Source organism: Pseudoalteromonas atlantica, assembly GCF_043641955.1.
Classification (GTDB): Bacteria; Pseudomonadota; Gammaproteobacteria; order Enterobacterales; family Alteromonadaceae; genus Pseudoalteromonas; species Pseudoalteromonas atlantica_A.
Genome location: NZ_JBHZRV010000012.1, coordinates 12,664 through 25,083, shown reverse-complemented (window position 1 = coordinate 25,083; position 12,420 = coordinate 12,664). Strand labels below are relative to the sequence as shown.

The following is a 12,420-nucleotide window of genomic DNA, read 5'->3' as shown; positions in this document are numbered from 1 at the left end:
CATGAGGAAACAGCCATGAGCAATGATATTTCAGTACTTCGCCAAGCATTTGTAAGCCAACGTCAGTTCTATGATGACAAAAACTTCCCTCGCGGATTTAGCCGCAGTGGTAATTTCACATTACTTGAAGCAAGTATCCTAGAGCAACATGGAATTATTCTTAGTGGGTTATACAACAAAACCCTCATACCACAAAATGAAATTCAAGAACAATTTCTAAAGGTTATCAATGGTGAGTCTGCTGTTAGTAATGCCATTGAAAGAGCATGGTTAAAATACTTGAAGATAACAACCTGTAAAACCAAATTTCATACCTTGTTTGGTCGCTCAAAAATATCCACCCCATTGCCACAAAGTCCAACATATCATTTCGATGCTGACGGGGTATAAATCCCGTCAGTTTACAAATAATAGTGTAATGGCATTTGCTTTTTTGTGTTTTAACAGTTAAAACTTGTATTAGCAGCTATATTTGCTCAAGTAAACTAGTATCAAGGTGATACGTGACACGAAAAATTTTAATTATTGAAGACACGCCAACGATTGCGATGGTACAAAAGCACATTGCAATCAAAGCAGGCTATGATGTTGATATTGCTGGTTCACTTGCACAAGCAGTCGAATACATTGAAAAAAACAACTATTTTTGCGCTGTAGTAGATTTTATCTTACCTGATGCCCAAAATGGTGAAGCTGTGCCGTGTACCGTTGGTGCAGAAATCCCCACGATTGTAATGACTGGCAGTTTAGATTCTGCTACACGGGATACCGTTGAAAAGTACCCAATCATTGATTACATCACTAAAGAAAATAAACAAGCATACCAATACCTCTCAAAACAACTGTTACGTTTACCTAGAAACGAAAATATTAAAGTACTAGTTGTTGATGATTCCTTATCAGCAAGGCGCCATATATCGAGCTTACTTAAACGACACAAATACCAAGTACTCCAAGCTGACAGTGGTGAGCAAGCGTTAAAGGTGCTTGCTAAAACACCTGACATTGATGTGATCATCACCGATAACGAAATGCCAAATATGAATGGTGATGAATTATGTAGTGAAATTCGTAGGCTCTATAGCAATGATGAAAAAGCTATCATAGGTATTTCCGGTTCAGATGCTGAACACTTGTCGGCGCGTTTTTTAAAAAGTGGGGCGAATGACTATTTACGAAAACCATTTAACAATGAAGAGTTTTATTGTCGATTAAGCCAAAACGTCGATATGCTTGAGAATATAGCGACTATTCGACTACAAGCTAACTCTGACTACCTAACAAAACTCCCTAATCGCCGTTACTTTTTTGAAGAAGCAAATAAGTCGTTAAAGCACTTAAAAAAGCAAGAGAAAGCAACCTCCCTTGCCATGATAGATATTGACCACTTTAAATCAATTAACGACACCCATGGTCACGATGCTGGCGATGAGGTACTTAAAGGTTTATCTGTTTGTTTTGCCAAACATTTCAGCAAACACTTAGTCGCGCGTTTGGGCGGGGAAGAATTTGCGGTTTACTTTGCAGACACAGCAAAGTCAGAAGCAATCGAATTACTTGAGAAATTTCGACAATTTATTGAAATAAACAGCCCTAAATTTAGCGCCGAAAAGATTAAGTTTACGATTTCGGTAGGGTATTCCCAAGGGCCTGTTTACAAGATAGATGATCTATTAAAACAGGCCGACATTAATCTTTACAAGGCAAAAGAGTCTGGGCGTAATAAAGTTATCGCCTAAACAGGCTTCACAGGCGCAGGAACCGCTGCACGCTTGCGCTTTTGTGATTGTCGATATGAATCCCAGCTAAAAATAGCCAGCGCACTCCAAATACATGCAAACGTCACCACTCGCTCGTTACTAAATACTTCACCGTAAAACATCACCGCAAGAATAAACATTAGGCTTGGGCCTATGTACTGAAAAAAGCCCAGTGTCGTGTATTGTAAACGCTTAGCAGCCCCGGTAAAGCAAAGCAAAGGCAGGGTAGTAACAACACCTGCACTAATTAATAATAAGTTGGTATACCACTCATTTAACATTAAGTTAGAGCTTGATGTAGGAGCCATTAACCACCAATAGATTAACGCTATTGGTAGTAAAATAACCGCTTCTAGTAATAACCCTGGTAAAGATTCTATTGGTAGCTTTTTACGCAACAAGCCATAAATAGCAAATGAGCCAGCAAGAGAAAATGCCACCACAGGAAAGGAGCCAAAGCTCACCAGCTGAATAACTACGCCACTAAACGCTAATGCCACAGCAATACCTTGCCATTTTCGTAATTTCTCACCTAAAAACACCATACCAAGCAACACATTGAGCAACGGGTTAATATAGTAGCCTAAGCTTGCATCAAGCATATGGTCGTTATTAACAGCCCAAATGAACAACCCCCAGTTAAACCCCAGTAAAGTCGCGGTAAGCCCTAACATAAGCAGTAATTTAGGCTGTATAATCACGTGTTTTATTTTACGCCATTGCTGCATCACCGATACAATAACGATAATGAACAACACAGACCATACTACGCGGTGCATTAGTATTTCAAATGCCGAAATGTGCTGCAATAACTTAAAGTAAATGGGCGCCAAGCCCCACATGAAAAAGGCCATACAGGCTAATATAACGCCCTTACGTTGTTCAGGATTTGTTGGCATAAATTTATTCTAAGCATGGAAAAGGCGGCTAGTTTACTCTTCGAGCCGTGTTTTATCCAACTAAATAAGTCCCTGTACCAAAGGCAATTTGCACACCCAATTCATTGTGTAACTCCATTCGGCAAACACACACTTTATTTCCTGAGCGAATCAACGTAGCACTGGCGGTAAACTCTGCTCCTTTACCCGGTCGTAAGTAGTCGGTTCTTAAATCAATGGTGCCGAGTGTTGATAGCTGTTTTTGAATACTGATTACATCAATCGTTTCAAGTTTATCAATGATAGAAGCCGCAGCAAGCATACCACCGACATTATCAAGTACCGCGGAGATAACTCCACCATGCAGAATTTTTTGCGAAGGATTACCAATAAATACATCCTGCCAAGGAAAGGTTATCTGTGCTTGCTCTGCATTAAGTGATTTAACGCTAATTTGTAAAAATTGATTAAACGGCATTTGCTCAACAAAAACGTGGGCAACTTGATTGGTTAGCATGGTTTTATTCATTGTTATTTTTCACTATTGCAAACTGGTAAGATGAGTAAAGCACAACTAAAAAGAAAGCGCGATAAAAAGCTCCTATGCAAGGTCGCTTAAAAGCTCTAAAATAACCGCGATGAATACACTAGCCCCTACTTCAAGCGCCTTAGTGCGCACTCCCGCAGCCATACTAAAGCAAGTATTTGGTTATAGCGAATTCCGAGACGGCCAAGAAGCCGTGATTAATGCTGCACTTGATGGCAAGGACTCGCTTGTACTGCTTCCAACTGGCGGAGGCAAGTCTGTGTGCTATCAAGTACCTGCCTTAGCTTTGAGTGGCCTCACAGTCGTGATTTCACCTTTAATCTCCCTCATGCAAGATCAAGTCACTCAATTGCAAGCTCTCGGTGTAAAGGCTGCGTATATAAACAACAGCCTAAATCGTGATGAGCAACAACAGATATACCAACAGTTACATAGTGGCCTAATAAAATTGCTGTATGTTGCCCCAGAGAAAGTGTTACAAAGAGAGTTCTTAGAGCGATTGAGCCACTTAAATATCAGTTTATTTGCTATTGATGAAGCGCACTGTGTATCGCATTGGGGGCATGACTTTAGACCCCACTATTGCCGTTTAAGTGAACTAAAGCAGCATTTTGCGCATGTACCAATGATGGCTTTAACGGCGACAGCAGACAAGGCAACTCGGTTCGATATTGTGCAACAGCTTGGGCTGCAAACACCTTACATCCACACAGGCAGTTTTGATAGACCTAATATTCGCTACACCATTGAAGAAAAATTCAAACCACTCACGCAACTGCTACGCTACTTAAAAGAACAACAAAATCAAAGTGGCATTATCTATTGCACTAGCCGTAAATGTGTTGATGATATCGCTGAAAAGCTTGCCGACGCTGGTTTAAATGCTGCTGCTTATCATGCTGGCATGAGTAACGAACAACGCCAGTTCGTACAAACAGGCTTTGCCCGTGATGATATACAAATTGTAGTTGCGACTGTGGCATTTGGCATGGGAATTAACAAACCCAATGTGCGCTTTGTACTGCACTATGACATACCCAAAAGTATAGAAGCATATTATCAAGAAACAGGAAGAGCAGGACGTGACGGGCTCGCAGCTGAAGCAATCATGTATTTTGACCCAGCCGATATAGGCCGCGTTAGGCGCTTTTTTGAAGATATTGAAGATGAGCAACGGCGTCGCGTTGAAGAGCAGCGCTTCAATGCCATGGCAAGCTTTGCCGAAGCACAAACATGTCGTAGACAAATACTGCTTAACTATTTCAGTGAATATCAACGCGAACCCTGCGGTAACTGTGATATCTGCTTAAATCCACCCAAGAGCTTCGATGGTACTTTAGTTGCGCAGCAAGCTCTCTCATGTGTCTATCGAGCTGAGCAACGATTTGGCTTAGGTTACATAGTGGAACTCCTACGAGGCGCGAATACCAGCCGAATTAGGGATAATAATCATCACCAATTGAGTACTTATGGTATTGGTAAGGAGCACAGTAGTGAATTTTGGCTGAGTATTTTACGCCAATTGATTCATCAAGGCCTACTTAGCCAGGACATAACTCAAGGCTCGACGTTACGCTTAACCGAAGGTGCACGTGCTGTCTTAAAAAGTGAGTACAGCTTACAGATGGCTGAACCACGACTACAAGCTAAACACGTATATCAAGATAAGCTGGCGCAATTTAATTACGACAAAAAATTATTCGCAAAGTTACGCGCATTGCGTAAGCAGCTTGCTGATGATGATGATGTACCACCTTATGTTGTCTTTAATGATAAAACACTGGCAGAAATGGCTCAGCTTATGCCAACCAACGACAGCGAATTTTTAAAAGTCTCAGGGGTTGGTTTTACTAAGCTCAATAAATACGGCAGCCCATTTTTAACTGCGATACGTAATTACCTAGCCACCTCCTAAATGACGGTAACACTATGATAGATTTTCAACTTGATAATAAGCATAACGCCATCATCATTTCACCAACAGAAATGCCAAACGACGAAGATTTTGAGCTTTGGGCTAACTTATTTCTCCACTTCCCACTAATTACCATTACAGAATTTGAAGCGGGTGCTGACCGTCATCAACTGCGATTCAATTATGAACAACACAACTTTAATTTAAATTTTGAGCACTACAGTAACAGTATTTGGATTAACGGCGAAGGCGCAGAAGCGGAACATTTACTTGCAGCATTAACATTGTATTTTATGACTCAACTGCAACAATGATCTAGACATACATAATTAGTTAGTGTGTAGTGTAGTATACATATACTAACTAATTCATGTTCTAGGGTTTAAATGGTCGCAAATAGTTATTACACAACAATATTGCTAAGCTGTATGAGTATTGGCTTATACAGCCCAGAGACTTTCGCTGAGCAGTTTGATAGCAACAGTTGTAGTAATCAACGCACTATCGCCCCTTCAGAGCAAAACCTAAGACGCCAGCTCAATGGTGTCGAACAACTTCCAAAAAAAACACCTGGCGCTGAAATAGGTAACATCACCTACAATCAACTCAATGTATTTAATACCGACTTAGAAGAAGAAAATAACGCTATTTTTAGATTCGCCAATCGCGTTCACATAACCACTGAGCCTGATGTCATTACTAATTTATTGTTATTTAAACCGGGTGATGAATACGAACCTAAAAAACTATCAGAATCAGAGCGTTTATTACGCAAGCAAAACTATCTATATGATGCCGGTATCAACGCCAAGCTTAACTGTGATGGCAATATTGATGTGCAAGTATCAACCAGAGATCTATGGACCCTGCTACCTGAGATAAGCTTCAGTCGCAGCGGTGGTGAAAATAAATCCAGTATTGGCTTTCGCGAATCTAACCTGCTTGGTTGGGGTAAACGTTTATCATTTTCCCGTACAAGCGATGCTGACCGCGAGGGCTACTTATTTGTTTATGACGATCCCAATATTTTTTCAACGCGCTATCGTGGTCGCATAGAGTACTCTGATAATAGTGATGGTAAACGCCACTTACTCGAACTTACTTACCCATTCTATTCCATTGATACTCCCTACAGCTATGGTTTGACTAGTTATTCTGACCAACGTATTGAGTCTCTTTACAAGCGAGGTGAGGTATATAGTGAGTTTGAGCAAAAAACACATTACAACCGGTTTTACTTTGGTCACTCCAAACAACTAGGAGATAGTTGGACTCAACGCCTGAATGCAGGTTATATCTTTGAAGAGCATTCATTTAGCAATACCTCAACAACGCCCCCTCCTCTGGCAGTAGGCCGAAATCTAAGTTATCCCTATGTAAGCGGTCATTGGTTTGAAGATCACTATATTAAAGTGCGCAATTTTGACAGCATTTACCGTACTGAAGATTTAAACCTTGGTTGGAATATAAAGGCCTTAGTTGGTTACTCGAGCGAAGAATTAAGCGACGACGATAGCCGTGCTGTGTATTCATTTAATGCTAAAAAAGCTCACTTTAGTGGAGACAACACTTTATGGCGCTTTTATGCCAACCTAGAAGGGAACTGGAACGAACAACATAGTAAACTTGAAAACCTGTTTGCCACCAGCCAAATACAATATTACTTAAACACCAGCGTGAAACAATCATGGTATACCAAAATACGTTTAGATTACGCAAAAAACCTAACCCCAGATAAGCAGCTTAATCTAGGTGGCGAAAATGGCTTGCGTGGTTACCCACTTAATTATCAGCAAGGCGACCGAAGCTTTTTAATTAACTTTGAAAAGCGCTATTATTGGGAATATGATTTACTGCAATTATTTAAAGTCGGCGGCGCCGCTTTTTTTGATATGGGCAGAGCCTGGTTTAACGATAAGCACAACGGTGCCAATGGCCAGGTATTAAAAAATATCGGCGTTGGCCTGAGGCTGGCACCGAGTCGTGCTAATGCAGGTACAGTCATTCATATCGACATTGCAGCTCCCTTAGATAAGAGTGATGATGTTGATTCTGTACAATGGCTGGTGACTGTTAAAAATGCCTTTTAAAGGCTGCCACACATGATAATTAACCACATTTATAACTGGAGCTGAGTAATAGTGGAACTGTTTGATGTTTTTAATATGCAGTACAGGTGGGTAGTCACATTAGTTGCCTTACTATCCTTCCCTGTGTTTTTAAAGTTAACTAAAAAATTACTCGAAAAAACAATAAAAGGTAAAGTAGATATACACCGCAAATACCGCGCAGAACTTTTATTAAAAATTATCCTCGCGATTGTAATGGTATGCTTAGTACTCGTGTTTTGGGGCATTGAGCTAAGAGGTTTATTAGTGCTTGGATCATCATTGTTTGCGATGCTCGGTGTGGCGCTATTTGCTGCTTGGTCACTATTAAGCAATCTTACTTCGTTCTTATTAATGTTTATCCAAAATGATTGTCGCGTTGGTTACTGGGTACGCGTTATTGATGGCGCTAATTTTGTTGAAGGACGCATCGTTGAAATGGGTTTAATGAATGTAGTACTTGAGCATATCGATGGTCACCGTGTTATCTATCCGAACAATTTATTTGTTACACGACCTGTTATGGTATTAAAAAATGAGCCAAAACCAACAAAAGCCGTGGTAAATAAACGTATGCTAGGACCTAAAAAAAGCCTAAGTTAAAAGGTGTGTAAGTTGTCCTACACACCTTAATAAAGCAAATTATTTAGTTATTTAACTCTGCTGTTTTAAGCTCATCTTCCAAATCATTAATACCATCCATAAACGTTTCTAGCTGTTGCTCCACTAAGCTATTTGCATGAGCAAAATAGGCTATATGAAACACAGCATCACCTTCATTCACAAGTGGCATGGTTTGTTGTCCGATAATAATACCACTGCGCGGAGCTAATAACTCAAGCTCAGAATCCCCAAGCGGGCTGCTTATATAAGCCAAAATTTGCCCTTTAACGACTCGCTCACCCAGTGATACCTGAGCTCGGACAATACCATCAACCTCAGCGCGTACCCAGCTCGTTGAGCTTGCAATAATCGGCTCTGGTAATTTTTTAGCACGTTTACCGCGAATCATTTTTAAGTGGCGCATAACATAATCAACGCCCTGCATACCCGCTGCAATGGCGAGAGGATCAAAACGTAACGCTTCACCGGCTTCATACGTAATCACAGGAATGCCTAAGTTAGCGGCTTCACTGCGAAGTGAACCATTGCGCAATGAGGCATCAATAACAGCGGGAGTACCAAATGCTTTGGCCATTTCAGCTGTTGCTCCATCACTCAAGTCAGCCCTGATCTGTGGCAAGTTGGTGCGGTGTATTGCCCCCGTATGTAAATCAATAATATGCGTGCAATGAACAGCCACCTGTGAGAAAAACATATGCGCCATTCGCCCTGCTAATGAGCCACGAATAGAACCTGGAAAGCTGCGGTTCATGTCTCGACGATCAGGTAAATAACGTGACTTATGAATAAAGCCAAATACATTCACAATTGGCACCGCAATAAGTGTTCCGCGCAACTGACTGGCATCAATTTTAGAAAGCAGCTGACGAACCACTTCCACACCATTGAGTTCATCACCATGTATGGCAGCGCACACCATCAATACTGGGCCTTCTTGTACACCATTAACCACTTCAATCGGTATATTCAAAGGCGAATGGGTATAAAGCTTTGCGGCCTCTAATGCTAACGTTTTACGCTCACCAACCCCAACGGTTTCGCCCAATAAAGAAAAGGCGCTATTGATCTTAACCTTTGCCACGTGTTGCAGTTCCTTTAGTCGCAGCGGCTTTCTCAATAAAATCAATCACCATACCTGCAATATCTTTACCTGTTGCAACTTCAATACCTTCAAGGCCTGGTGATGAATTCACCTCCATAACTAATGGCCCACGAGATGATCTAAGTAAGTCAACGCCGGCTACATTCAAGCCCATTGCTTTAGCAGCAGCCACCGCTGTTTTACGTTCTTCAGGGGTAATACGTACCAATGTTGCGCTACCGCCACGGTGGAGATTTGAACGAAACTCCCCCTCTTGCGCTTGACGCTTCATAGCTGCAATTACTTTGTCACCTAAAACAAAACAACGAATATCAGCACCGCCGGCCTCTTTTATGTACTCTTGAACCATAATATTCGCTTTTAAGCCCATAAAGGCTTCAATAACACTTTCAGCAGCTTTACGTGTTTCGGCAAGCACCACACCAATACCTTGAGTGCCCTCTAGTAACTTAATCACCACAGGCGCGCCACCAACCATTTCAAGTAAATCTTTTACGTCATCAGGTTTACTCGCAAAGCCTGTAACAGGCATGCCTACACCTTTACGAGATAAAAGCTGTAATGAACGTAACTTGTCACGTGAACGAGAAATTGCTACAGATTCATTAACCGGAAATACGTTCATCATTTCAAACTGACGTAAAACAGCACAACCATAAAACGTAACTGATGCACCAATACGTGGCACAATCGCATCAAAGTCTTTTAAGTTTTCACCGCGATAATGAATTTCAGGTTGCTCTGAGTTAATGTTCATATAACAGCGTAATGCATCAATCACTTTAACTTCATGGCCTCGCTCTGTAGCGGCTTCAATTAAACGACGTGTTGAATACAAATTTTTATTACGAGATAAAATACCAATTTTCATAGTTAAAACCTTAACTACCTAATAAATGAGATAAAGCCGGATCAACGACTATGCGATTTTCCATGGCGGTACGCCCTAACAACATTCTAAACTTCATACTTGAGCGACGAGTTAATGTCACTTCAATAGGCCAGCTCTCGCCTCCTGCGTGGAGCATGGTCTCAATAAAATAACGTAACTGACGCTCTCCACTGGAACTGGTTACGTATTTCATTTTTTTTACTCTTGCTTCACACTCAATTTGAGTGTGTTCATTATCTTGTACAGGCTGAGCAGTAAAACGAACCCATTGCTGCTCGTCGCGTTTAAATTCTTCAATATTAATAGCATGTATGCATGACGTTCTGGCGCCAGTGTCCACCTTTGCTTTTATTTTATTTATACCAAGCTCAGGTAAGCTTAACCACTCACGCCAACCAACTGTAATTTTTGCCGTCATAAATGCGCCCTTTAATAAAAAAATGACTTATACGCGATTGCCGAATAAACACCAACGAAATAAATTACTCTTGTCGATAAAAAACTTTAATTGACCTAGAGTATACCCAAACCACCTCAAGATGAAGAATTCAGCGTTTCACAGGGGCTTAATATCAAGGCGTTACTTTGCAACAATGGCAATCCCTTTTAAGAAGGAACAACAATGAGAGTAAGTGCCTGTGAAACGCCCAACGGGTTGGTTTAAAAGCGACTTATACTGCGTTATTGATTTTAACAATAGAACCACTATTATTTGCAATCAATGCCTTGCCTAAATCGCTTTTAATTCCAACTGAAACTTGCATCTTGAGGTTGCTTGGGTATAAATATTAGACAACTATAGCGACCTTATTACAAGTAGAGACAAATTTATGTTCGATGGCTTACTTCATGCGGTGCTACTCGATGGCAAAGGCGGTGCACACACACTAGACACTAGTAGCACTATTGTTAATTGGCAACCTGAACAAGGAAAACTTTGGCTGCATTTAGATTACTCTGAAGATCAAGCAGTTAACTGGCTAAAAAACAGCGAGCTGTTGACTGACTATGAGCTAGAGTCTTTTATTGCTGATGAAACTAGGCCGCGACTGAGTAAAGCAGCCAAAGGCTCAATGCTATTTTTGCGCGGCGTAAACCTTAACCCGGCACAAAGCCCTGAAGATATGGTGTCATTGCGCCTTTTTATTAATGAGGATATTGTGATTACGACACGGAGGCGTCGCCTGATATCAGTACAAAATGTATTGGATTCATTGATGCAAAATGATGGTCCGTGCAATATTTCTGAATTAGTGTGTCATTTAACACAAAGTTTAACCTCTCGAATGCAAAGTGTGATTGATGAGCTCGACGATACTTTAGATATTTTTGAAGGTGAGATTGACGAACCTACAAAGCGCTTTGATAACCAAGGCTTATCACAGCTACGCAGGCAGACTATTGCTTTAAAAAGATATTTACGGCCACAAAAGGAAGCATTAAGCTCGCTTGCCAGTAATCGTTTCGCATGGTTAGAAGAAACGGATAAGGCCAAGCTAAATGAAACTACTAACTTGCTGATAAGATACCTTGAAGAATTAGACAGTGCCATTGAACGCGCCCAAATTATTCAGCAAACAATCACTAACCAAGTGTCTGAGCAGCTCAATCAGCGCATGTATGTAATGTCTGTTGTTGCGGCGCTATTCTTACCGCTAGGCTTTTTAACAGGGCTGCTCGGCGTTAACGTAGGAGGGATCCCAGGCACTGATAGCCCGTACGCGTTTAGCGCATTTGTGGTATTTTTAATTGTGCTAACAGGCGGTATAGGCGTTTATTTTAAAAATAAGAAATGGCTTTAATTTCATCAAGGCGGACTTTATGTTCGCCTTGTTTTTCGCAGCTGATAAGCAAAAACTCCCCCTGCCCTTTATGGTTTTCAAGGTTAATCGCTTTACCAATTAGGGTTTCATCGTTAGTTGTTGTAATTGTGACCCTAGCTTGTTGCATACAAAAAAGTTCAAGCTGATCGTAATCACTACACTTAATCGGCTGATAAGTCATAACTGATCTCAAAAGAGTGAAAATTTAAGTGTAAAAAGAAAGTGAGAGCTAACATACAAGAAAAGCAAATGGCGCTCTCGGCAGGAATCGAACCTGCAACTTAGCTTCCGGAGAGCCACGTGATATCCATTTCACCACGAGAGCACATTTGTTGCCGCCACACCGACTCGCGATATCGATGCTTTAGCACGGGTAATAATAAAGACATCTTGTGCTAAATGCCAGCATCTGTTGCTTATATGCTCATTTAATACACTAATTATAATAATTTACTTCACAAGAAGACAAAAAACAGCTATTAAATTATACTTGATAAAAATTAATAACTATTTTGTAACATCTGTACGGTTCAAAACCGCTTTTCGAAATAGTTAACCACGAGGAAGTAGAGTTATGAGTTTAATGTCGACAGAACAAGTCGCCGAGTTTTTAGGGGTTAAAGTTGAGCGCGTTAAACGCTTAGCCAGAGAGAGCCTATTAATTGCAAAGTCTGAAGATGCCAATGGAGAGCCACAGTTTGATGCTGAGGAAGTAGCAAAATACAAAGAGCTAGCTGCTCGCTTTGGTGGCCTTTAATTCACAGTAAAGAC

Annotated in this window: 14 protein-coding genes and 1 tRNA gene; 8 read left to right on the top strand and 7 right to left on the bottom strand. The window is 40.9% G+C overall.

All coding sequences use genetic code 11. The features are described 5' to 3' along the window. Positions 1–15 precede the first annotated feature (15 nt). Positions 16–390 (top strand): MaoP family protein, encoded by a 375-nt coding sequence (locus tag ACHUE3_RS17770; protein ID WP_394193657.1) that lies wholly within the window; start codon positions 16–18, stop codon positions 388–390. Positions 391–503: 113 nt separating this feature from the next. Further along, the gene (locus ACHUE3_RS17765; protein WP_394193656.1) at positions 504–1,739 is read left to right on the top strand and encodes a diguanylate cyclase; all 1,236 of its coding nucleotides are present in this window, start codon (positions 504–506) and stop codon (positions 1,737–1,739) included. Here ACHUE3_RS17765 and rarD read toward each other — a convergent pair. Both rarD and ACHUE3_RS17755 read right to left on the bottom strand, forming a co-directional pair. Beyond that, the gene (gene rarD / locus ACHUE3_RS17760) at positions 1,736–2,659 is read right to left on the bottom strand and encodes an EamA family transporter RarD (protein WP_394193655.1); all 924 of its coding nucleotides are present in this window, start codon (positions 2,657–2,659) and stop codon (positions 1,736–1,738) included. The genes ACHUE3_RS17765 and rarD overlap by 4 nt on opposite strands. A gap of 52 nt (positions 2,660–2,711) precedes the next feature. Continuing rightward, positions 2,712–3,167 (bottom strand): thioesterase family protein, encoded by a 456-nt coding sequence (locus ACHUE3_RS17755; RefSeq protein WP_394193654.1) that lies wholly within the window; start codon positions 3,165–3,167, stop codon positions 2,712–2,714. 109 nt (positions 3,168–3,276) lie between these two features. On the opposite strand from ACHUE3_RS17755, the gene recQ reads away from it, so the two are divergent. The 4 genes from recQ to ACHUE3_RS17735 all read left to right on the top strand — a co-directional run bounded on the left by recQ (position 3,277) and on the right by ACHUE3_RS17735 (position 7,811). Further along, a complete protein-coding gene (gene recQ, locus ACHUE3_RS17750) occupies positions 3,277–5,100 on the top strand; it encodes a DNA helicase RecQ (protein WP_394193653.1) in 1,824 nt (607 codons plus the stop codon). A 14-nt stretch (positions 5,101–5,114) separates the two neighbouring features. After that, positions 5,115–5,414, top strand: coding sequence for a DUF3630 family protein (locus ACHUE3_RS17745; protein WP_394193652.1), 300 nt, complete (start codon positions 5,115–5,117; stop codon positions 5,412–5,414). Between the two features lie 72 nt (positions 5,415–5,486). Next, positions 5,487–7,190 carry a POTRA domain-containing protein gene (locus ACHUE3_RS17740; protein WP_394193651.1) on the top strand — a complete coding sequence of 568 codons (1,704 nt, stop codon included), beginning with the start codon at positions 5,487–5,489 and terminating at the stop codon, positions 7,188–7,190. A 75-nt stretch (positions 7,191–7,265) separates the two neighbouring features. Beyond that, positions 7,266–7,811, top strand: coding sequence for a mechanosensitive ion channel domain-containing protein (locus ACHUE3_RS17735; protein WP_394193650.1), 546 nt, complete (start codon positions 7,266–7,268; stop codon positions 7,809–7,811). Between the two features lie 43 nt (positions 7,812–7,854). Here the strand turns inward: ACHUE3_RS17735 and ACHUE3_RS17730 are convergent, their stop codons facing one another. Genes ACHUE3_RS17730 through ACHUE3_RS17720 form a run of 3 tightly spaced genes read right to left on the bottom strand, consistent with a single transcriptional unit; the run spans position 7,855 to position 10,244 of the window. Continuing rightward, positions 7,855–8,913, bottom strand: coding sequence for a succinylglutamate desuccinylase/aspartoacylase family protein (locus ACHUE3_RS17730; protein WP_394193649.1), 1,059 nt, complete (start codon positions 8,911–8,913; stop codon positions 7,855–7,857). Continuing rightward, complete coding sequence (gene rimK / locus ACHUE3_RS17725; protein WP_099296208.1) at positions 8,900–9,805, bottom strand: 30S ribosomal protein S6--L-glutamate ligase; 906 nt, start codon at positions 9,803–9,805, stop codon at positions 8,900–8,902. The genes ACHUE3_RS17730 and rimK overlap by 14 nt, the downstream gene beginning before the upstream one ends. 10 nt (positions 9,806–9,815) lie before the next feature. Next, positions 9,816–10,244 carry an ATP-dependent zinc protease family protein gene (locus ACHUE3_RS17720; RefSeq protein ID WP_394193648.1) on the bottom strand — a complete coding sequence of 143 codons (429 nt, stop codon included), beginning with the start codon at positions 10,242–10,244 and terminating at the stop codon, positions 9,816–9,818. Positions 10,245–10,656: 412 nt separating this feature from the next. On the opposite strand from ACHUE3_RS17720, the gene zntB reads away from it, so the two are divergent. Next, entirely contained in the window at positions 10,657–11,628 is a 972-nt protein-coding gene (gene zntB / locus ACHUE3_RS17715; protein WP_394193647.1) for a zinc transporter ZntB, read from the top strand. On the opposite strand, the gene ACHUE3_RS17710 is transcribed toward zntB, so the two are convergent. After that, the gene (locus ACHUE3_RS17710) at positions 11,606–11,830 is read right to left on the bottom strand and encodes a Rho-binding antiterminator (RefSeq protein WP_394193646.1); all 225 of its coding nucleotides are present in this window, start codon (positions 11,828–11,830) and stop codon (positions 11,606–11,608) included. The two genes, zntB and ACHUE3_RS17710, sit on opposite strands and share 23 nt — an antisense overlap. A gap of 69 nt (positions 11,831–11,899) precedes the next feature. Then, positions 11,900–11,974: transfer RNA gene (locus ACHUE3_RS17705), tRNA-Arg, on the bottom strand. 249 nt (positions 11,975–12,223) lie between these two features. Here ACHUE3_RS17705 and ACHUE3_RS17700 point away from each other — a divergent pair. Then, positions 12,224–12,406, top strand: a complete 183-nt coding sequence (locus ACHUE3_RS17700) for a hypothetical protein (RefSeq protein WP_058560327.1) — start codon at positions 12,224–12,226, stop codon at positions 12,404–12,406. The last annotated feature ends 14 nt before the right edge of the window (positions 12,407–12,420 follow it).